Source organism: Rhizobium sp. FG96 (genome assembly GCF_057808655.1).
Genome location: NZ_JBMDIL010000001.1, coordinates 426,340 through 447,345 on the forward strand (window position 1 = coordinate 426,340; position 21,006 = coordinate 447,345).

20 protein-coding genes are annotated in these 21,006 nt (G+C 63.9%); 10 read left to right on the forward strand and 10 right to left on the reverse strand.

The features are described from left to right. Positions 1-55: 55 nt before the first annotated feature. Entirely contained in the window at positions 56-1,471 is a 1,416-nt protein-coding gene (locus ACODR6_RS02285; protein ID WP_489020462.1) for an aldehyde dehydrogenase family protein, read from the forward strand. A 65-nt stretch (positions 1,472-1,536) separates the two neighbouring features. On the opposite strand, the gene ACODR6_RS02290 is transcribed toward ACODR6_RS02285, so the two are convergent. Further along, positions 1,537-1,833 carry a hypothetical protein gene (locus ACODR6_RS02290; protein ID WP_112714963.1) on the reverse strand — a complete coding sequence of 99 codons (297 nt, stop codon included), beginning with the start codon at positions 1,831-1,833 and terminating at the stop codon, positions 1,537-1,539. A gap of 333 nt (positions 1,834-2,166) precedes the next feature. Then, on the reverse strand, positions 2,167-2,562 hold the full coding sequence (locus ACODR6_RS02295) for a hypothetical protein (RefSeq protein ID WP_413712157.1): 396 nt from the start codon (positions 2,560-2,562) through the stop codon (positions 2,167-2,169). A gap of 223 nt (positions 2,563-2,785) precedes the next feature. On the opposite strand from ACODR6_RS02295, the gene ACODR6_RS02300 reads away from it, so the two are divergent. Continuing rightward, the gene (locus ACODR6_RS02300) at positions 2,786-4,342 is read left to right on the forward strand and encodes a helicase HerA-like C-terminal domain-containing protein (protein ID WP_489020465.1); all 1,557 of its coding nucleotides are present in this window, start codon (positions 2,786-2,788) and stop codon (positions 4,340-4,342) included. 285 nt (positions 4,343-4,627) lie between these two features. Here ACODR6_RS02300 and ACODR6_RS02305 read toward each other — a convergent pair whose 3' ends face one another. Beyond that, positions 4,628-4,930, reverse strand: coding sequence for an alkylphosphonate utilization protein (locus ACODR6_RS02305; protein ID WP_112714957.1), 303 nt, complete (start codon positions 4,928-4,930; stop codon positions 4,628-4,630). Between the two features lie 403 nt (positions 4,931-5,333). Between ACODR6_RS02305 and ACODR6_RS02310 the strand changes: the two genes are divergently transcribed. Continuing rightward, the gene (locus tag ACODR6_RS02310; protein WP_489020467.1) at positions 5,334-6,866 is read left to right on the forward strand and encodes an ABC-F family ATP-binding cassette domain-containing protein; all 1,533 of its coding nucleotides are present in this window, start codon (positions 5,334-5,336) and stop codon (positions 6,864-6,866) included. 45 nt (positions 6,867-6,911) lie between these two features. Here the strand turns inward: ACODR6_RS02310 and ACODR6_RS02315 are convergent, their stop codons facing one another. Then, complete coding sequence (locus tag ACODR6_RS02315) at positions 6,912-8,717, reverse strand: chloride channel protein (RefSeq protein ID WP_489020469.1); 1,806 nt, start codon at positions 8,715-8,717, stop codon at positions 6,912-6,914. Positions 8,718-8,802: 85 nt separating this feature from the next. Between ACODR6_RS02315 and ACODR6_RS02320 the strand changes: the two genes are divergently transcribed. Both ACODR6_RS02320 and ACODR6_RS02325 read left to right on the forward strand, forming a co-directional pair. Further along, entirely contained in the window at positions 8,803-9,243 is a 441-nt protein-coding gene (locus ACODR6_RS02320) for a MarR family transcriptional regulator (RefSeq protein ID WP_130280677.1), read from the forward strand. 13 nt (positions 9,244-9,256) lie between these two features. After that, complete coding sequence (locus ACODR6_RS02325) at positions 9,257-9,712, forward strand: MarR family winged helix-turn-helix transcriptional regulator (RefSeq protein WP_489020471.1); 456 nt, start codon at positions 9,257-9,259, stop codon at positions 9,710-9,712. Here the strand turns inward: ACODR6_RS02325 and ACODR6_RS02330 are convergent. Continuing rightward, a complete protein-coding gene (locus ACODR6_RS02330) occupies positions 9,709-10,623 on the reverse strand; it encodes a LysR family transcriptional regulator (protein ID WP_489020473.1) in 915 nt (304 codons plus the stop codon). The two genes, ACODR6_RS02325 and ACODR6_RS02330, sit on opposite strands and share 4 nt — an antisense overlap. 113 nt (positions 10,624-10,736) lie before the next feature. Here ACODR6_RS02330 and ACODR6_RS02335 point away from each other — a divergent pair, with 113 nt between their 5' ends. Genes ACODR6_RS02335 through ACODR6_RS02345 form a run of 3 tightly spaced genes read left to right on the forward strand, consistent with a single transcriptional unit; the run spans position 10,737 to position 12,890 of the window. After that, positions 10,737-11,534, forward strand: a complete 798-nt coding sequence (locus tag ACODR6_RS02335; protein ID WP_112714943.1) for a type 1 glutamine amidotransferase domain-containing protein — start codon at positions 10,737-10,739, stop codon at positions 11,532-11,534. A gap of 18 nt (positions 11,535-11,552) precedes the next feature. Then, on the forward strand, positions 11,553-11,849 hold the full coding sequence (locus ACODR6_RS02340; protein WP_489020475.1) for a putative quinol monooxygenase: 297 nt from the start codon (positions 11,553-11,555) through the stop codon (positions 11,847-11,849). Positions 11,850-11,876: 27 nt separating this feature from the next. Beyond that, positions 11,877-12,890: an aldo/keto reductase gene (locus ACODR6_RS02345; protein ID WP_489020477.1), complete on the forward strand. Its 1,014-nt coding sequence runs from the start codon at positions 11,877-11,879 to the stop codon at positions 12,888-12,890. Positions 12,891-12,892: 2 nt separating this feature from the next. Here the strand turns inward: ACODR6_RS02345 and ACODR6_RS02350 are convergent, their stop codons facing one another. Next, positions 12,893-13,273, reverse strand: a complete 381-nt coding sequence (locus tag ACODR6_RS02350) for a GFA family protein (RefSeq protein ID WP_489020479.1) — start codon at positions 13,271-13,273, stop codon at positions 12,893-12,895. A 68-nt stretch (positions 13,274-13,341) separates the two neighbouring features. Then, the gene (locus tag ACODR6_RS02355; RefSeq protein WP_413712147.1) at positions 13,342-14,568 is read right to left on the reverse strand and encodes a type 1 periplasmic-binding domain-containing protein; all 1,227 of its coding nucleotides are present in this window, start codon (positions 14,566-14,568) and stop codon (positions 13,342-13,344) included. 321 nt (positions 14,569-14,889) lie between these two features. Between ACODR6_RS02355 and ACODR6_RS02360 the strand changes: the two genes are divergently transcribed. Together ACODR6_RS02360 and ACODR6_RS02365 are read left to right on the forward strand one after the other, a co-directional pair. Beyond that, positions 14,890-15,765, forward strand: a complete 876-nt coding sequence (locus ACODR6_RS02360; RefSeq protein ID WP_489020481.1) for a transglutaminase-like cysteine peptidase — start codon at positions 14,890-14,892, stop codon at positions 15,763-15,765. A gap of 333 nt (positions 15,766-16,098) precedes the next feature. Continuing rightward, positions 16,099-16,845, forward strand: a complete 747-nt coding sequence (locus tag ACODR6_RS02365) for a histidine phosphatase family protein (RefSeq protein ID WP_489020483.1) — start codon at positions 16,099-16,101, stop codon at positions 16,843-16,845. 1 nt (position 16,846) lies between these two features. Here the strand turns inward: ACODR6_RS02365 and ACODR6_RS02370 are convergent, their stop codons facing one another. The 3 genes from ACODR6_RS02370 to ACODR6_RS02380 are packed head-to-tail and all read right to left on the reverse strand — an operon-like array spanning position 16,847 to position 20,991. Beyond that, a complete protein-coding gene (locus ACODR6_RS02370) occupies positions 16,847-17,506 on the reverse strand; it encodes a ribbon-helix-helix domain-containing protein (RefSeq protein WP_112714929.1) in 660 nt (219 codons plus the stop codon). Next, positions 17,507-18,799, reverse strand: a complete 1,293-nt coding sequence (locus ACODR6_RS02375; RefSeq protein WP_199625758.1) for an HlyD family type I secretion periplasmic adaptor subunit — start codon at positions 18,797-18,799, stop codon at positions 17,507-17,509. Next, positions 18,796-20,991 (reverse strand): type I secretion system permease/ATPase, encoded by a 2,196-nt coding sequence (locus ACODR6_RS02380; protein ID WP_489020485.1) that lies wholly within the window; start codon positions 20,989-20,991, stop codon positions 18,796-18,798. Before ACODR6_RS02380 ends, ACODR6_RS02375 begins: the two co-directional genes overlap by 4 nt. Between the last annotated feature and the right edge of the window lie 15 nt (positions 20,992-21,006).

Sequence of the window (21,006 nt, forward strand, 5' to 3'; positions counted from 1 at the left end):
TATCAGAGCAATCGGCCGATGCCAGATAGGGCGTATCGCAGACAGGAGAAAAGCGATGCGCAACATCACCGAGATCTATATCGACGGCGCCTTCGTGACGCCGCATGGCGAGGAGATCGCCGAACTCTTCAACCCCTCGACCGAGGAGAAGATCGGCACCGTCCGGCTTGGCGACCGCGAGGATGCACGCGCCGCGATCGCCGCCGCCAGGCACGCCTTCCCGGCGTTTTCGCGCACCGGCAAGGCGGAGCGGATCGACATGCTGCAGCGGCTGGCAGCGGCTGTTTCGGCCCGTGCCGAGGAGATGACGGCCGCGATGGCCGAAGAATATGGAGCGCCGCAATATTTCACCGGCTTCTCCGTTCCCTACGCCGCTTCCGCCTTTCTGAAGATGGCCGAGGTGCTGGAAACCTACGATTTCAGCCGCGTGATCGGTCGCGCCGAGGTGACCATGCAGCCGCTCGGCGTCGTGGCAGCGATCACGCCATGGAACAGCAATTACGGCTTCATCTGCGCCAAGCTCGCCACGGCGCTCGCCGCCGGCTGCACCGTGGTCATCAAGCCGAGCGAGATGAGCGCCATCCAGACGCAGCTGATCACCGAATGCCTGCACGAAGCGGGACTGCCGAAGGGCGTGTTCAACATTGTCAACGGCCGCGGCGATGTCGTCGGCGCCGAGTTCAGCGCGCATCCTGATATCGCCAAGGTGAGCTTCACCGGCTCCACCGCCGTCGGCAAGCAGATCCTGCGATCCGGCGCCGAGACGCTGAAGCGGGTGACGCTGGAACTCGGCGGCAAGGGGCCGAACATCATTCTCGACGATGCCGATCTCGACAGCGCCATCCCGACGGTGCTGATGATGGGGCTCGCCAATAGCGGCCAGGCCTGCATCGCCGGCACGCGCATTCTGGCGCCGGAAAGCCGGATGGCCGAGATCCTGCCGCGACTGAAGGCCGGGGCCGAAGCGATCAAGACAGGTGATCCCAGTGATCCAGAGGTCAAGGTCGGGCCGATGGTGAGCCAGAAGCAGTATGACCGCGTGCAATCCTATATCCGCCTCGGCGAAGAGGAAGGAGCCGACCTGCTGATCGGCGGTCCCGGCAGGCCGGAGGGGCTGGAGCGCGGCTGGTTCGTACGCCCGACGATCTTCGCCAATGTTCATAACGGCATGCGGATCGCCCGCGAGGAAATCTTCGGGCCGGTTCTCTCGGTCATTCCCTACAGGGACGAGGAAGACGCCATCCGGATCGCCAACGACACGAGCTACGGCCTGCAGGCCTATGTCCATTCCAGCGATCCGGCCCGCGCCAAACGCGTCGCCGAACAGATGGAATCCGGCCGCGTCGTCATCAACGGCGCGCCGCACGAGCCGCTGGCACCCTTCGGCGGCTTCAAGCAGTCGGGGATCGGGCGCGAGTTCGGGGTCTTCGGACTGGAGGCGTTTCTGGAGCCGCGGGCGATCTTGGCCTAGCGCAAACTACCTAGTCCCGCCCGCAACAATGCGGGCGGCCGCTCGGGCTCTAAGTGACCACCAGCCTAGTTGGCACGGTCCGGGCAGGCGGCGTTGACGGTGCCGTCACTGCGCGTCGCGCGGGTGTTCTCGCGCTCGCACGGCGCCTGCCAATGCGACGGCCGGACGATGGTGATCGTGCCGGTTTCGATCGGGTCGAGCGGGATTTCAAGACCGCTCTGCTGGGCATCATATTCCGGCGACGTGCCGGGAGGCGGGCTGCCGTCGAAACGGCCGTTGGTATCGACGCCCATGCTCGACTGAGCGAAGGCCGGAGCTGCAATGAGAAGCACTATGGATGTCACTGAAATGAGCTTACGCATGATCGTTATCCTTCGGTGTGATCATCGCCTCTGAAACAGTGGAAATGGGCGATTTGTTCCGCGGTGGCGGAGGGCCGGCTCGATCAAATTTGGGCGATTGGAAACGGGGTGTTAAGCGGTGGTTCGTGGTGGTGGGTTCTGGGACGGTGGGCGCTGAGGCTGGAGCCCCCTCATCCGCCCTTCGGGCACCTTCTCCCCGCGGGGAGAAGGGACGCTGCCGCGCCCACTGATTTCACCTTCCCCCTGGCGATGAGGGGGGCCGCGTGCACTCCCCTAGAGACAAAAAAGCCCCGCGCGATGCGCGAGGCTTTCATCTTAAGAAAGCAATCTAGCTCAGACGAACTGGCTGAGACCCGGCACCGAGGCCACCACCTGGTCGACGATCTCGTCGCCGGCATATTGCTTGGCGACGGCGATGGTTTCCTTGGCGAGCGCGGTGATCTCGCTCATGCCGAGGCCTTCGCTCATCAGCTGCTGTCCGAGGCCCATGATCCCGCCGCCACCACCGAGTGCGCTCATCAGGCCGCCGAGCAGGCCGCCGCCGCCGGCGCCTTCACCGTTGAACTGGGCGACAAGATCGGCGCCGCCGGGGATCGCTTCGATCATCTTGGCGACCGGGCCGTCATCGGCTTCGCGCTGCAGGAAACCGAGCATCATGCCGAGCGCCTTTTCGGCGAGGTCCGGCGCAATGCCTACGCGGTCGGCAATCTGGGTCACAACTTCATTCATCGTCAGCCTCCTGTTATTTGACGTTAACGTCAACGTTAATCGAACTTCTTCCGCAACTCAAGCGGCCTTCGACAGGACCGCGTATCGTCCAGAATTGCTTTTAATGCAAACAGTTGCTGCCATCACACTCCCTGCTTATAACAGGTACAAGATAGGAAAATGAATGCGGCTGATCTTCGCATTCCAGCTTTAGCGGCGGCCTTGGCCCAAGGGAGAATTGGCAATGCTTGAAGACGGCAAGATTTTCATCGGCGTCAGCCGCAATCCTGATGATAGCATCAACAAGCCGGAATATCTGGACCTGAAATTCGGCAATCGCCACGGCCTCGTCACCGGGGCGACCGGCACGGGCAAGACGGTGACGCTGCAGGTGCTGGCCGAAGGCTTTTCGAAGGCCGGCGTGCCCGTCTTCTGCGGCGACATCAAGGGCGACCTTTCGGGCATCGCCGCCAAGGGCGAGGCCAAGGATTTCCTCACCAAGCGCGCCGAGCAGATCGGCTTCACCGATTACGAGTTCGATCAGTTCCCGGTCATCTTCTGGGACCTCTTCGGCGAGAAAGGCCATCGCGTGCGCACCACCATCGCCGAGATGGGGCCGCTGCTTCTGGCGCGGCTGATGGATGCCTCCGAGCCGCAGGAAGGCGTCATCAACATCGCCTTCAAGATCGCCGACAAGGCCGGCCTGCCGCTGCTCGACCTCAAGGATTTCTCCTCGCTGCTGAACTACATGGCCGAGAACGCCACCGAGCTTTCCAACCAGTTCGGCCTGATCTCCAAGGCCTCGGTCGGCTCGATCCAGCGCGCCATGCTGGTGCTCGAGCAGCAGGGTGCCGAGCATTTCTTCGGCGAACCGGCGCTGAAGATTTCCGACATCATGCGCACCGACAATCGTGGCTACGGCCAGATCTCGGTGCTGGCCGCCGACAAGCTGATGATGAACCCCAGGCTCTACGCCACCTTCCTGCTGTGGCTACTCTCCGAACTCTTCGAGGAGCTGCCTGAAGTCGGCGACCCCGACAAGCCGAAGCTGGTGTTCTTCTTCGACGAGGCGCATCTGCTGTTCAACGACGCGCCGAAGGTTCTGACCGAGCGTGTCGAACAGGTGGTGCGCCTGATCCGCTCCAAGGGCGTCGGCGTCTATTTCGTGACGCAGAACCCGCTCGACGTGCCGGAAACCGTGCTCGCCCAGCTCGGCAACCGCGTGCAGCACGCCCTGCGCGCCTATTCGCCGCGCGAGCAGAAGGCGGTGAAGACCGCCGCCGATACGTTCCGCCCCAACCCGGCCTTCGATTGCGCCACCGTCATCACCACGCTTGGCACCGGCGAGGCGCTGGTCTCGACGCTGGAGGCCAAGGGCGCGCCGTCGATCGTCGAGCGCACGCTGATCCGCCCGCCGTCCGGCCGCGTCGGCCCGCTCACCGATGCGGAGCGCAAGCAGGTGATGGACCACAGCCCTGTCCTCGGCGTCTATGACGAAGACGTCGACCGCGAATCCGCCTTCGAAATCCTCGCCGCCCGCGCCAAGAAGGCCGCCGATTCCGAGGCCGCCAAGCAGGCGCAGGAGGCCCAGCCGACGGAAGCCGGAACGACCTCCGGCTGGAGCCTGCCGGGCTTCGGCGGCGGTGACGACGACAAGCAGAGCAGTCAGGGCCGCGGGCGGTCGTCGGGCTACCAGCGCGAGACGGTGGTGGAAGCGGCGATGAAGAGTGTCGCGCGGACGGTTGCGACGCAGGTCGGCCGGGCGCTTGTTCGGGGGATTTTGGGGAGTTTGAAGCGGTAGGGTTTTCGGGTGGGTTTACCCCCCCTCTGCCCTGCCGGGCATCTCCCCCACAAGGGGGGAGATTGGCTAGGGGCGCTCGCTCGCGACACTTTACCGTTGGGTAGTACGGCCCTCCCGCACTCCCTGGCGCGGGAGACTTCTTCAGTAAGCATATGAGTCATTCACCGCGTAGACGCGCGGTGGCTAGACAAGCAGAGGAATGATGGCGGTTGAAGCGGCGCCCACGGCCGATCTCCCCCCTTGTGGGGGAGATGCCCGGCAGGGCAGAGGGGGGTGCCCCGCCCCTCACCGCTTCCGCACAAATTCCGTCCGCAACACCAGCCCCTTGATCGCATCATGGCGGCAGTCGATTTCCTCAGGATTATCCGTCAGCCGGATCGAGCGGATCACCGTGCCCTGCTTCAGCGTCTGGCCGGCGCCCTTGACCTTCAGGTCCTTGATCAGCGTCACGGAATCGCCGTCCTGAAGCACGTTACCTGACGCGTCGCGGACTTCTGCGGCGGCAGCGGCGGCGGCCGCCAGTTCGGATGCCGGGCGCCATTCGCCGGTTGCTTCGTCGTAAACGTAATCGTCGTCACCGGCTGCCATCGGCCGCTCTCCTTGCAATGAATGTCAGTATGAGACCGGCGCTTACAGGAGCGGGACGGCGGCGGCAAGACCGGGGTAGCCGCAGCGTACAGTTGCGAAGCGGGCGGCGCGATGCTATTTCATTGGCGTGCGCTCAAAGAGAAAGGAGGGTCACGTGCAGAATTTCTATTTCCGGTATTACCGGCAGCGTGGCCCCGTCAACGCCCTGCAGATGCGTTTGCAGGGCTGACCAGAGACCGTTTCTCGAGACACATCTTCCTGGTCTGCCCCTCGTGGCATGCAGCGCCTGAACCCCCGTGGTTTGCGGCTGCAATTAACTATCCACCGCCGCTGACGCATTCATCGATGATGGCCTGATGCCCTCGATGAATCCGGCGCGCGGACCGACCAGAGAGTTTCCGACATGACCCTCATCAACATCCGCAATCTCGGCATCACCTTGTCGTCGCCGCTGTTTTCCAGGCTCAATCTCGCCGTCAACGCCGGTGACCGGATCGGCCTCGTGGCCGCCAACGGGCGGGGGAAATCCACCCTGTTTCGCTGCATGGCCGGCGCACTGGAGGCGACCGAAGGCGAGATCACCCGCACCCGCGGGGCGACCATCGGCTATGTCGAGCAGAATGTGCCCGCCCCGCTCCTTCCCCTCTCCTTCTACGAGGCGGTGCTCGATGCCTTGCCCGCGGAACAGGCGGAGAGCGAAAGCTGGCGCGTCGATGTCGCGCTTGAAGGGCTGGAGGTGCCGGAGGAGTTCCGTACCCGTGCCCTCTCGGCGCTGAGCGGCGGCTGGCAGCGGCTGGCGATGCTGGCGCGCGTCGCGGTCACCGAGCCCGATGTGCTGATGCTGGACGAGCCGACCAACCATCTCGATCTCGGCAAGATCGCCATGCTCGAGACCTGGCTCAATGCCCTGCCGCGCGACACGGCCGTCGTCATTGCCAGCCATGACCGCGCCTTTCTCGATGCCGTCAGCAATCGCACGCTGTTCCTGCGGCCCGAGAATTCGCAGCTCTTTTCGCTGCCCTATTCGCAGGCACGCGCAGCACTCGACGAGACGGACGCAGCCGATGCCAAGCGCTACGAGCGCGACATGAAGGCGGCCGATCAGCTGCGCAGGCAGGCGGCCAAGCTCCACAATATCGGCGTCAATTCCGGCAGTGACCTGCTGGTGGTCAAGACCAAGCAGCTGAAGCAGCGGGCGGAGAAGCTGGAGGACGCGGCAAGGCCCGCGCATCTGGAACGCTCGGCAGGCGCCATCAAGCTCGGCAATCGCGGCACCCATGCCAAGGTGCTCGTTACCCTCGAGGATGCCGAGGTCCGCACACCGGATGGAACCGTGCTGTTCAAGACCGGCAAGCAGTTTATCTGCCAGGGCGACCGGATCGTGCTGCTTGGGGAGAATGGAGCGGGAAAATCGCGCTTCATCGCCATGCTGCGGAAGGCGATCGGCAATCCTGAGGCCGCGCAGGACGGCATCAAGGCGACGCCGTCGCTGGTGCTCGGCTATGCCGATCAGGCGCTGGCCGATCTCAGGGATGCCGATACGCCGATGGAGACGATCATCCGCCGCTTCGATATCGGCGACCAGCGGGCACGCGCCCTGCTCGCCGGTGCAGGGATGACGATCGACATGCAGTCGAAGCCACTCGGTCGTCTCTCCGGCGGACAGAAAGCGCGGCTTGGCATGCTGGTTCTGCGGCTGACGGAGCCGAACTTCTACCTGCTGGACGAGCCGACCAACCATCTCGACATCGATGGGCAGGAAGCGCTGGAGGGCGAGCTGATGGCGCATCAGGCAAGCTGCCTGCTCGTTTCTCACGACCGCAGCTTCGTGCGCGCCACCGGAAACCGCTTCTGGCAGATCGAGCGCAAGCGGCTGGTGGAGGTGGAGAGCCCGGAAGGGTTCTTTGCCGCAGCGGCGGCTGCAGGCGCGGGCTAGGCCGGAAGGCAGTCGCAGCCTCAGTGGCCGCGACTGCCCGTTGCTTCAAGATAGCGCCTTGGCGCTTCGTCCGAAATAGGGCTGGCGCTCCGTTTCGTTGGCTTGCAGGGAGTGGCGAAGCCGCAGCAGATCCTTCCGGGCGACAAGGCCGGCGAGCTGGCCGCTCTCGGGATCGACGATCGGAATGCGGCCCGCATCCGTCGCCAGCATCAGGTCGGCGACATAGCCGACCGTGTCGTCGGGATGGGCGAGCGGCAGGGAGGCATCGGAGACGAGATCGGCAAGCGGCTGATCGAGCTCTGCCCTCTCCTGCTGCCAGCGCAAGACATCGCCGCGCGACACCAGCCCCTTGAGAATACCGAGCTCATCGACAACGGGATAGACGCGGTGGGTTTTCTCCTTCGTCGTGAAATGGCCGATCGCCTCGGCGACCGTCATATCCGCCCGAAAGCTGTCGACGTCGGAGATCATGATGTCGCGGGCGCGGGAGAATTCGAAGGGATCGATGCCGTATTCGCGGGTGATGTGCTGGCCCCGGCGGGCAATCTTTTCGGTGAGGATCGAGCGGCGCAGCAGGAGCACGGTGACGGCATAGGCCGAAACCGTCGCGACCAGCAGCGGCAGCAGCGCGGAGACGTCGCCGGTCAGCTCGACGGCGAAGAAGGTGCCGGTCAGCGGCGCGCGCATCGTGCCGCCCATCATCGCGGCCATGCCGAGCAGCGCCCAGAAGCCGGGATCGCCGGGCAATACCAGGCCGACCAGCCAGCCGAGCGCGCCGCCGAAGATCAGCAGCGGCGCCAGTACGCCGCCCGATGTGCCAGATGACAGCGCCACGAGCCAGATCGCTGCCTTGACGAGCAGGATCGTCAGCACCGCCTGCGGCAGCATCTTGCTGTTGAGGAGACCGTCGATGATATCGTAGCCGACGCCGAGGACGCGCGGCTCGATCAGGCCGCCGAGGCCGATGATCAGCCCGCCGAGCGCCGGGCACCACATCCAGTGGATCGGCAATGCCTCGAAGAGATTCTCGATCTTGTAGAGCAGCGTCGTCAGGATGCCGGACTGCAGGCCGGAGACGATGCCCATGCCGGCGCAGAGCAGGATGCCCCACCAGGGCAGGTCCATGTGGAACTGCTTGGGAAAGAGAGCGCCAGCCTCGAAAAGGAACGGACGCCAGCAGATCGAGACGCAGGCGGCAACGGCGACGGGAATGAAGCTGCGCGGCTTCCATTCGAACAGCAGAAGCTCGACGGCGAGCATGATGGCGGCGATCGGCGAGCCGAAGATCGCCGTCATGCCGGCTGCGGCGCCGGCGACCAGCAAGGTCTTGCGCTCGGCGGAGCTCAGATGGAAGCACTGGGCGAATAGCGAGCCGATGGCCCCACCCGTCATGATGATCGGTCCCTCCGCGCCGAAGGGGCCGCCGGTTCCGATCGAGATTGCCGAGGAGACCGGCTTCAGGATCGCGACCTTGGGCGACATCCGGCTGCCGCCGATCAGGATCGCCTCGATGGCTTCGGGAATGCCGTGGCCCCGGATCTTCTCGGAGCCGAAACGCGCCATCAGGCCGATCACGAGGCCGCCGAGAACCGGGATGACGACCATCCAGAGCGAACGCGGCGCCTCGGCCAGCGATACCGCATGGATGCTGAAGCGGCCGAACCAGACGAGGTTGGTGACCAGCGAGATAAGACTGACCAGCACCCAGGCGGCAAAGGCGCCGCCGGTGCCAACGATCACCGCCATGCCGATGAGGGCGATGACGCGCTTGTCCGTGGTGAAATCTCCGGCCTCGCGCCGGGAAAGGCCGCCCATGAAATCATGCGGCCGGTGTTTGCTGTGTGGAGACATCGGGGTTCCTGTTGACAGGCTGGCAATGCCGGCCCAGATATATCGTATTCCGATATAAATCAAGTCATGCTTGAGGACGAGTGAGATGCCCGGAGAAAGCCTGTCAGAGATGGAATATGAGGCGCTTGCCAATCTGAGATACCGGATCCGCAAGTTCCGTCAGTTCAGCGCCGAAGCCGCAGATCGCCTCGGGCTGTCGCCGCAGGAGCATCAGGCGCTGCTCGCGATCAAGGGGCTCGGCATTGGTGGCGCGATGAGCGTTTCCAGCCTCGCGGAAAAGCTCTTCCTCACACCGGCAGCCGCGGCAGAACTGGCGGCGACGCTGCAGGCGCGCGGCCATCTGACTGTGCACATCAAGCCCAAACGCCGCGCGCATGTGCGATTGACAGATCAGGCAGAAGAGCTATTGCGTCGGCTGACACCTGCTCACCTCCACGAAATCCGCGAGATGGCGCCGGAACTGATGCAGGCACTACGCGCGCTGCAGGATCACCGGCGGATGGAGATGGCGGCATGGATGCAGTGACGGCGGGGGATTGATGGCCAGGAAGCCGAAGGACGATCTGACGGATGCCGATTACGAGGCGCTTTCCAATCTGCGCTACACGCTGCGCCGCTTCATGGATTTCAGCGCCTCCGCGGCCCAGGAGGAAGGTCTGCCGGCGCAGCAGCATCAGGCGCTGCTGGCAATCAGGGGCCACCGCAGCGAGGAGGCGATGACCATCGGCCTGCTCGCCGAGCGGCTGCTGATCGCCCCGCATTCGGCAACCGAGCTCGTCGGCCGCCTGGTGACCGCCGGCTACGTGTCACGCAACGCCGATCCGAACGACAAACGCCGCCAGACGCTGGCGCTGACTGCCAAGGCCGAAACCGTGCTCAAGCGGCTGACCGCCATTCACCTCACCGAAATTCGCGACCTGGCGCCACGGCTGATCGACATCCTGCATGGATTGCAGGATGGGGTGGAACTCCAGGACGATCCTTGGTCGGATTAGGCGTCAGCCTGCCCGGCAATCTCCCTCGCCACCTCCGATATCAGCGAGCGCAGCCAGCGATGCGCGGGGTCGTGGCGGTAGCGGACGTGCCAGGCGATCTCGACCGGGAAGGTGCCGAGATCGGCGGGGGCTGGCAGGATTTTCAGCCGGGTGTCGCGGGCGAGCCGCCGGCAGATCTGGCGCGGCAGCGTGGTGCAATAGTCGGTGGCGGCGATCATTTCAGGCACGGCGAGGAAATGGGTGACGGATACGGCGACCTCGCGGCGCAAGCCGCGCTGCTCCAGCGCCTGGAACAGGCCGGCGCGCAGACGCCCGGGCGGCAGCACGTTGACGTGTTTCAACCGCTCGTAATCTTCCTTCAAGATGCTGTCGCCGATCTCGGGATGATCGGCGCGGACGACGCAGGCGAGCCCGTCATCCATCAGGTGCTGCACGACCATATTGTCCGGCGGATCGGTGATGCGGCCGAGCACCATCTCCGTCGTGCCCGAGACGGCGCCGGTTTCGGAAAGATCGCTGCCGAAGGGGATGAGGCGGAGCTTGATGCCATCGGCGCGCTTCCGGAGGCGAGCGACAACTTCAGGCATCAGCACGAATTCGACATAACTGTTGGGCGCGACTGTGAAGAGACGCGATGCCTTTTCCGGATCGAATTCCTGCTGGCCAAGGATCAGCTCGTCGAACTGGGCCAGCGCCGTGCGGATCACCGGCGCCATCTCTTCGGCGAGCTGCGTCGGGCGCATGCCGTAGCGCTCGCGGATGAACAGCGGATCGCGCAGCGTGTCGCGCAGCCGGTTCAGCGCATTCGACAGCGCCGGCTGGGTAATCCCCAGACGCTCGGCGGCGCGGGTGACGTTGCGCTCCTCCATGAGGGCGAGGAAGACGGGCATCAGGTTCAGGTCGTATCGCATCCAGTTATAATGCCATGCGAATATCTGGAATAGAACAAATAAATTTCCGAAATACGTTGAGAAACGGCATCATCCAGTCATCGAAACGAGGCCAGAGGGCCAAGGAGATGACAATGAGCAAGGGTAAAGTTCTCGTAGTCGGTTCGAATGCAACGCGCATCGAAACCAAGGGCGGCCGCACCGGCGCAACCGGCCAGTATCTCAACGAAACCGTGGTTCCGGCGATGGCGGTGATAGCAGCCGGTTACGAGGTGGTGCTCGCCACCCCCAACGGCACCAAGCCGCATATCGACGAGGTCTCCGACAAGGCCGATCACTTCGGCGGCGACGAGGCGGCCTACCGCAAGGCCAAGGCCTTCTACGCGGAGGATCCCTCGATGAACAATGTGCGCACACTGGCGGCCGTGATTGCCGAAGGCCTGGATGACTATGCCGGCGTCTTCGTGCCCGGCGGCCAGGCACCGGTGGTCGATCTAATGCAGGACCCCGATCTCGGCGAAATCCTGCGCCACTTCCATGAGAAGGCCAAGCCGACCGCGCTTCTCTGCCACGGCCCGATCGCCGTTGCCTCGGCCATGCCGCATGCCCGTGAATTCCGCGCCGCCCTTGTTGCCGGCGACCCGGTGAAGGCTGCCGAATGGGCCAGGGACTGGCAATATGCCGGCTATCAGATGACCGTCTTCTCCAACAGCGAAGAAAAGATCGTCGAGGACTACATTCTTCACGCCAAGCTCTATTTCAACGTCGTCGATGCGCTGCAGACGGCCGGGGGCAAGGTGGTGACGACAGCGGTCGATTTCGAACCGCACGTCATCGTCGATCGCGAACTGATCACCGGCCAGAACCCGCGTTCCGACCATCCGCTCGCCGCCAGGCTGGTCGAGGCTCTCGACCGCGCGACGGCAGCCTGAGACTGGGGGAAGACAGCCATGCCGCATCCCGTGAAGATCATGGCGATCCTCGCCGCCCGGCCTGGCAAGGCCGAGGAACTGGAAGCGCTCCTTTCCGGCATGGCACCCGCCTGCCGGGCGGAGCCGGGCAATCTGCGCTGGGATATCTGGCGCGATCAGGCGGATGCCACGCGCTTCGCGCTTGATGAACTCTACCGGGATAATGAGGCGGTGGCCGCCCACCGCCAGACCCCGCATTTCAAGGCCTATCTCGCAAAGATCAACGATCTCGCCGAACGCACCGCGCTCGTGCTCGATCCCGCCGATATCGGCTGACCCTGACAACAAGGAGAGGACAGACCAATGGCACTCAAGGATATTCTGCCGAGCAAGCTCGGTTTCGGCGCCGCCCCACTCGGCAACATGTTTCGCGACATTCCGGAAGCGGAAGCACAGGCAACCGTCGATGCCGCCTGGAACGACGGCATTCGCTACTTCGACAACGCGCCCTTCTATGGCGCTGGTCTTGCGGAAATCCGCATGGGCGATGCGCTGGCCGGCAAGAAGCGCGACGACTACGTGATCAGCACCAAGGTCGGCCGCGTCATCCTCGACGAGATCGAGGATGTCAGCGCCCGCGATCTTGGCGAGAAGGGCGAGGTCTTCAAGTACGGCCGCCCGAACAAGATCGTCAACGACTACTCGGCGGACGCCACCCTGCGCTCGATCGAGGACAGCCTGAAGCGGCTGAAGACCGACCGGATCGATATCGCCTTCGTGCACGACGTCGCCCAGGATTTCTACGGCGACGAATGGCTCGATGTCTTCGAGACTGCCCGCAAGGGTGCCTTCAAGGCGCTCGATCGGCTGCGCGACGAGGGCGTGATCAAGGCCTGGGGTCTCGGCGTCAATCGCGTGGAGCCGATCGAGCTGCTGCTCGGCTTACAGGGGCCACGCCCCGACGGCTTCCTGCTTGCCGGCCGCTATACGCTGCTCGACCATGACCGGGCGCTGCAGCGGGTGATGCCGCTGGTTGCCGAACGCGGGCTCGGCATCGTCGCCGGCGGTCCCTATAGCTCCGGCGCGCTGGTCGGCGGGCCGAATTTCGAATATGCCCCGGCCACGCCTGCCATCCTCGACAAGGTGGCGCGCATCAAGGCGATTGCCGACCGCCACGACGTCAGCATGAAGGCTGCCGGCCTGCAATTCTCGCTCGCCCATCCGGCCGTCGCCGCCGTCATCCCCGGCGCCAGCAAGCCCGACCGTATCGCCGAAGACAGCGCAGCGCTGAACGAGACGGTTCCTGCCGAGTTCTGGCGGGATCTGCGCAAGGCTGGCGTCATCAACCCCGAGGCACCGCTGCCGCACGGGCAGTGATCTCAGGTGGGGATATCGAGTGCGACCCAGGGCAAAGCGTTTTCATTGAAGACGCTCTGCCTTGGCGTCAGCGTTTCCGGCTCCTCGAAACAGCCGAGCGCAATCGCAATCAGCTGGTCGCGAAATTCCGGCAGCCAATAGACCGTCGAGCCGCAGGACGGGCAAAAGTGGAAAGTGATCGATTTGCCGCTCCGGCCGAGGCGGCTGTAGGTCTGCGAGATACCAGCGCAGTCCACCTTCCCCTTGTCGAAGAAGACGGCGACGCCAAAGGCGCTGCCGGTTCGCTGACGGCAGGCGGTGCAGTGGCAGACGGATATGGTGAACGGATCGCCTTCGGCAGTGGCCGAGAGCTCGCCGCAGGAACAGGATGCCAGGCGCTTCATGGCCATCTCCTTGGTTTGCAGACAGAGGCGGGCTCCAAAGCCGCCGCCGGGCAAACCGCGGGATGGCTTCAGAATGCCTTGGGGGCCGCGACGAACAGGTTCGGCTTGCCGCCAGTGAGCGTGAACAGGCTGAGCTTGCGCTCGACGCCGCCCGAAGCGTTCAGACGGAAGAGGCCGGTAATGCCGCGGAAGCCGGTCTTGCTGGTCAGGTTCTCCGCGGTCAGCGCCTTGGCATCCTTGGTGCGGATGATGCCGGAGGCGATCGCCACGGCGTCGTAACCATAGGCGGCGTTGGCCGTCAGCGGGCGGCGGTAGTGGCGCTGGTAGCGCTCCGAGATCATCGAGGCGCCCTCGGGATCGACCATGGCGATCAGCGCGCCCTGCACCGACGGGCTGGTATAGGACTGCTGCGGCCAGCCGCTGGTGCCGACCAGCGTGATATTGTTGAAGCCAGCGGCCTTGATGGCGCCGGCGACCGTGGTGACGATAACCGACTTGCCGAGCACGACGACGGTATCGGCGCCCTGCATCTGCGCCTTGCTCTTGGCGACAGCATCGGCGGCCGAGGCATCCGAGAGCGCATAGCGCGCCGAGCCGAGATAGGTGCCGCCGCCGGCGCGAACGGCATTCGAAATCTCCGCCTCGCCCATCGCCGTCAGCTCGGTCGTCGCGAAGACGAAAACCTTCTTGTGCCCGCCGGCAACAGCCGTGCGCGCGCCTTCGGCGGCGCTGTCGGTCTCGTCGGAGACGAAATTATAGACATTGCCCGTCGCCGTCGGGACCGGGGCGCCGAGATTGATCAGCGGTGGACGGTCGGCCGAGGGGATGGCTGCGACAGCGGCGGCCGTCGCCTGCGGCGCAAAGCTGACGAGCAGCGCCGAATTGCGCGCCTTGGCGGCCGAAACGGCGGACGCCACCGCAGCCGGGCCGCTTCCGACATCGATCACCTTGACGAAGACCTGGCCGTTGCCGACTTCGCCGGTGCCGAGCGCTGCGCCATCGCGGATATCGCGGGCTTCGCCTTCATAGATGCCACTTGCGCCCTTCGGGATCAGCAGGGTGATCTCGGCGCCGGTCTCGCCGAAGCTTTCCTCGACATCGCTGGACGGCGCCTTGATGTCCGTGTTCTTGACTGTGTTGGAGAGACCATCGCCATCCGCCTGGCAACCGGCAAGAAAGCCGCCGGCCAAGAGCGCCAGAACCGGAACCATGCGGCGCATCGCACCAGACGTCTTGAGAGCCGCCTGGCGTAAACCATGCGCGCGCCCGGTGTTCACATTCAGATGCGGCGTCACTGTTTCCCCCGAGGATGCGATGTCGCGGCCTTTGGCGGCCTTTTTAGAATGGGCTTATTTCTGCACCGGGCGGGCGCGAAAATCAAACCATTCCCCCAAACTTGGTTGACGCAAACGCTAAACTTTTATGCGTCTTTGACCGGAATATTTATACTTGCGTTTCCCAAGCTTCCACACCGCATATTTATAGCTCATCGGTACATTACTCTCAAACAGTGAGAGAAAAATCCGATGAAGCGCAGCACAAAATCAAAAATACTTGCAGCTTTTACTTTTGCATCTTTCGCATCTCTTCTTGGTTCGGCGCCTGCGAATGCCGGATTGTTGGTTTCCCCGCAGATTTCTGCAACGACATATGCCAGCGTTGCTTCGGAAAATACGCTGGCTGCACTTGCAAGTGCCGCAAGTATATCCGGCCTCTACGGCATGGTTGAGACCGCTTACAGCGGTATCACGGCAAGCTTCCAGCGCATTGATCTTGCCGCCATTGCACGGCCGCAACAGGTGGACGAACTGCAGACGACCGCCTCGATCAAGCCCGACATGCCGGCCAAGCCCGCGGCCTCGAAGGATGCGGTGTTCGGCTCGGTCACCATTCCCTTCAAGCGGCTCGCCGCCGTGAAGCGCTTCGCGCCGTCGCTCGCCGAAATGGAAAGCGGTGCGGCGATCAACTGCAACGCCAAGGGCTGCACCAACGCCGCGCAGGTAATCAAGGCCGCCCTCGGCCAGGCATCGCAGGCCTCGATCCGCGACAAGCTGAACACCGTCAACGCCGCCGTCAACCACGCGATCCGCTACCGTAAGGATATCGAGACCTACAAGGTCGCCGATTACTGGGCGACGCCATCGGAAACGCTCGCCCGCCAGCAGGGCGACTGCGAAGATTTCGCGATCTTGAAAATGGCGGCGCTGAAGGCCGAAGGCGTCGACATGAAGGACATGTCGATCGTGGTTCTCTTCGACCAGAAGCGTCACTTCTACCACGCCGTGCTCTCGGTCGCCGTCAACGGCAACTACTTCATCCTCGACAACATGCGCGACCAGGTTCTGACCGACAATCGCCTGCCCGACTACCAGCCGCTCTACTCGATCACATCGGGCAAGGGCTATCTCCACGGCCTGCGCGCCGGCAACAAACAGGTGGCTTCCGCCATGCCGCTCGAAAAAGTCGCCCCTGGCGAAGGTGTCCCCTACTGAGCCTCAGGTGATATCGAGCGGAGTGCAAGAGCCGGCCTTTGAGGCCGGCTTTTTGTTTTTGGTGCTTGTGGTGGGCGGCGGCACCCGGAGCCCGCTAATAGCAGACGGTAACACCCGGAGCCCCCTCACCCTGCCCTCTCCCCCAGGGGAGAGGGGAAGTCAGCGCAAGCGGCAAACGCGGCTTCCCTTCTCCCCCGCGGGGAGAAGGTGCCCGAAGGTTTCAGGTGCAAGTTGTTGCACCGGGGATGAGGGGGCCGCACGCACGGCGTTTCCCGATTGCACGCCGCTCCTCCCCCCGTATGATGGAACCATCCGAAACACCGACGGCATCACATGCGCATCTTTCTCGTTCGACACGGCGAATCTCTCGGCAATCTCAGCGACAGCGCCTATCGCCAGTTCGGCGATCACAACGTCCCGCTGACGGAGTGGGGTTACCGGCAGGCGCTCGCAGCAGGGCAGAGCATCGCGGCCTATCTCGCCGGTCTCACCGACGCCGCACCAAAAGCCACCGTCTGGCATTCGCCCTATCTGCGCACCCGCCAGACCAAGGATGCGATCCTGGAGGCGCTGCCTGCGGCCGCCGTCGGCGCGGTGCTTGAGGACTACCTGCTGCGCGAACAGGATTTCGGGCTGTTCACCGAGATCTACGATCGCGCCGAGCAGCGGCGGAAATTTCCGGAGGAATTCGAGAAATGGGCGCGGCTACGCAACAATAGCGGCAAGTTCTATGCCCGCCCGCCGGATGGCGAGAGCCGGGCCGATGTGGCGCAGCGCGTGCGGCTCTTCCTGCTGACGGTCATGCACGATGTCGGCCGCGGCAACGACACCGCCATCATCGTCGGCCACGGCGTCACCAACCGCGCCTTCGAGATGAACTTCCTGCATCACGGCATCGACTGGTTCGAACACTCCGACAACCCTGGCAATGCCGACGTGACGCTGATCGAGGGTACGCATGCCGAAGGTTACAGCTCGATGCGGCTGCACAAGGCCGATGACCGCACGCCGGAAGCCGCAACAGAACTGCGCGCAGCCCATGGCTCGGACCTGACGATCACGCCGAAATCAAATAGTTAGATCAGTAGCGGGAGATATAGCCGACCAGCATCGGCTTCTCGTGGGTGGGCGCCAGTGCCAGGTTGATCTGGCCCTTCATCGCCTGCGAACCGGCGGCAATGCTGAAGCCGGTGTTCAGCGTCTTGCCCTTGTTCATCGCAAGCGTTGCCATCGCATCCTCGATCTGCGTATCGATCGAGAAGCGCAGGCTCTTGGTCAGCTGCGCCGCATCGCCCATCGGCAGCCGGTGGCGCAGCATCGACAGAAAGGCATCGTTGAAGAGCTGGATCTTCTTGTCCAGCGTCAGCAGGATGGTGGGTGACGGCGAGGCCTGGATCAGCGCATTCAGATTGGCCATCGAGGAAACGTCCTCGACCGTATCGAGACGCTTCAGCGCCCATTTGAAGCTGAGCACGCGCAGCAGCGAGGCGAGATTGCCGGTTTCCGGCATCTGCGCGGCGGTGTGGTGGACGAGATCGGCGGTCGTCATCTTCCCGGCCGACGACATGCGGCCGAGGCCGTCCCAATAGATCCGCTCAAGACGAATGCCACGGCGCTCCCCGCTCCGGCCGGCAACGGCGCGGAAACGCGGCTCGATCTCTTCGGCGTCGATCGCCGGCAGCTGCTCCTCGAGGGGCTCGGCATTGGCGAGATCTGTTGCGGCGGCCTTGCTGATCAGCATCTACCGCTCCGTCAGCGCTTCGGAGCGCGCCTTGTTGATCGGCTTCAGGAGGTAGCTCAGCACGGTCTTGTTGCCGGTCATGATTTCGACCGAGGCGACCATGCCCGGGATGATCGGATAGGCCTTGCCGTTGCGCGAGAGCTCCGACTTGTCGGTCTTTACCTGCACGAGATAATAGGTTTCGCCCTTTTCCTTCTCGACGAGGCTGTCCGCCGAGATGTTCTCGACGACGCCTTCGAGGCCGCCGAAGATCGAGAAGTCGTAGGCGGTGATCTTGACGACGGCCGGCTGGCCGCGGCGCACGAAAGCGACGTCGCGCGGCGAGATCTTCGCCTCGATCAGCAGCGTATCGGCGGTCGGCACGATGCCGGCGATGACGCGGCCGGGATCGACATAGGCGCCGATCGTGTTGACCTCGAGCGTATTGACGATGCCATCGACCGGCGAGCGGATATCGGTGCGCTTGACGCGGTCCGAAGCGCCGCGGATCGTCTCGTCGACGACGGAGAGCTCGGCCAGCGTCGTGGCCTTTTCGGTAAGCGCCTGCTGACGCAGTTCCAGCGCAAGATCGCCGACCTGCAGCTTGGCTTCCTGAACGGCAGCTTCGAGGCGATCGATGCTTTCCTGATAGACCTTGAGCTGGCCCTGCTGGTCGGTGAGATCGCGCTCGACCTTCAGCATTTCGGTCTGGGCAACCAGCTTCTTGTCGCTCAGCGGCTTGATCAGATCGTACTGGCGCTTGGCGCCGTCGATATTGTCGGTCAGGCGGGCGATGTTGGCATGGGCTTCGTTGAGCTCGTTCTCGCGCTGCTTGACGCGCTCCTGGAGAACGCCGAGCTTGTTTTCGTAGCTCGCACGGTCGGCGGCGAAGAGGTTTTCCTCGTTGTCACAGACCGGCTTGGCAACGGAGAGAATTTCCGCCGGGCAGACGAATTTCGTGTCGTAGAGACCGGCTTCCTCGAGCTTCAGGCGGGCAACCTTGGCGCCGAGCGCGCGCGCCTTGGCAACGGATTCACCGAGTGTCGAGGCGGTCGTCGTATTGTCGAGCTGCACCAGCAACTGGCCCTTGCGGACGACCTGACCGAGCGTGACAGCAATCTGCTGGACGACGCCGGGCTCCGACGACTGGATGATCTGCGTCTTCGAGACAGGAATGACCTTGCCTTCGCCGCGGGCGATCTCATCGATGCTGGCGAAGGCCGCCCAGGCAAGGAAGCTCGCGATCAGCAGGGCGCAAAGCGCCAGGATGGCACGGGCAAAGAGCGGCGGATTGTCGATCTGGGCGCGGCTCATCGGACAACTCCTGCGGCAGCCGGAGCTGCCGGGGCAGCGGCGGCCGGACGCGGCTGCTGCATCGCCTGGATGACGGCCTGCTTCGGGCCATCGGCGATGATCTTGCCCTTGTCGATGACGATCAGGCGATCGACCAGTTCCAGCATGCTGTGGCGATGCGTGGCGATCAGCAGCGTCGTCTCGGGGCCGAAGGCATTCGACAGGCGCGAGATCAGGTGGCGTTCGGTCGCAAGGTCCATGGCGCCGGAGGGCTCGTCGAGGAAGACGATCTTCGGCTTGGTGAGCAACAGGCGGGCAATCGTCAGCGCCTGCTTCTGGCCGCTCGACAGATTGGTGCCGCGCTCGCCGACCGGCATGTCGAAGCCGCGCGGATGATTGCCGACGAATTCATCGACACCGGTGATGCGGGCGACCTGCAGCAGCTCTTCATCGGTGGCATCGGCGCGGCCGATCAGCAGGTTTTCCTTGACGGTGCCGGAGAACAGATCCGAGGACTGGCCGGCAACAGCGACGGCCGAACGGACTTCCGCCATATGATACTGGCGGATATCGACGCCATCGATCAGCACGCGGCCGGCAGCCGGCGCAAAGAGGCCATCGAGCAGGCGTCCGAGCGTCGTCTTGCCGGAGCCGATGCGGCCGATGATGCCGATCTTTTCGCCGGGACGGACATTGAAGGACAGGCCGTTGATGACAGGGTGATCCGAGCCTGGATACTGGAACGACACGTTCTGGAAGCTGAAGCCGCCATGGGCGATTTGGCGGTTGACGAAGCCGACCGTGGACGGGCGGTCGTCGGGCTGTTCCATGATCTTGTCGAGGATGCGCAGCGACATGGTGGCCTGGCGGAAACGCGCCAGCGTCATGGCGATCTGGCCGAGCGGCGCACCGGCGCGGCTTGCCAGCATCACGGTGGCGACGATCGCGCCCATGGCGATGCGGCCCTCGGAGAATTCATAGGTGCCGGCGATGACGATGAAGACGCTGACCATCTGCTGGATCAGCATCGTCGTGTTGATCGCATTGGTCGAGATATGCTTGATGTCTTCGCTGGTGCGGCTCGAATATTTCGTCAGTTCCTGCCAGCGGCGTAGCATGGTGGCTTCGGCGCGCAGGCTTTTCAGCGTCTCGATGGTCGAGATCGTCTCGACCAGCAGCGACTGTCGGCGCGAGGCCTCGTTTGCCGCCGTTGCCATGCGCTTGCCGATCGCCGCCTGCGCCCAAAGGCCGATGGCGACGGAGGCGACCAGAGCGACGGCCGGAATGACGACGAGCCAGCCGGAGATCAGATAGATCACGAACAGGAAGATGAACACAAAGAGGCTGTCGATGAGGACGCCGATCGTGTTCGAGGTGAAGAATTCGCGGACGAACTCATATTGCGTGACGCGGTTGGCATATTCGCCCGTCGACATCGGCCGCGAGGCGAGCGTCGAGTTCAGCACCTTGTCGAAGATCATCTGCGACAGGCGCAGATCCGCCTTGCGGCCGGCATAATCGATCAGCGAGGAACGCGCGGTCTTCAGCAGGAAATCGAAGAGATAGGCGAGCGAAATGCCGGCCGAGAGAACCCAGAGCGTCGGGATCGCCTTGTTCGGCAGCACGCGGTCATAGACGTTCATCGTGAACAGCGGCGAGCCGAGCGCAATGAGATTGATGAACAGCGCGGCGACCATGACGCGGACATAGGTGCGCCAGTAGGGCGCCAGCGTCGTTGCCAGCCAGTGGCGCTTCTCGATCTCGACGGCATTGCCGACAAGCGCCTCTTCCGAGGCGTTCTGATAATAGAGCGTGAAGGCGAAAGCCGTATGCGGCTTCAGCGCCGCGAGCTCCTGCCGCGTGATGCGGATCGGCGCACCCGGGATCGCCACGATATCGGTAACGTAGGAGCCGTCTTCGGCGATCTCGAGCAGCGGCAGCACGCCGCCATCGGCGAATGCGACGATCGCCGGACAGTCGAAATTGCCGGTGCGGCAATCGCGCTCTTCGTGCTTGATGACCTGCAGACCGATACGCTCGGCCATGCGCTCGACATCGTCGACCTCGAGTGACTCGGTGATCTCATCCGGCAGGCCGGAGAAGAGCACCGTGTCCGAGGATGGACGGCCATAGAACGCAGCCACAGACTTGAAAGCGGCTTTGAATGTTTGCAGCGGCGTGCCGCTGGAAGTTTCGAGCGCTACGTTCAGCATTGTTCCATGGCCGTG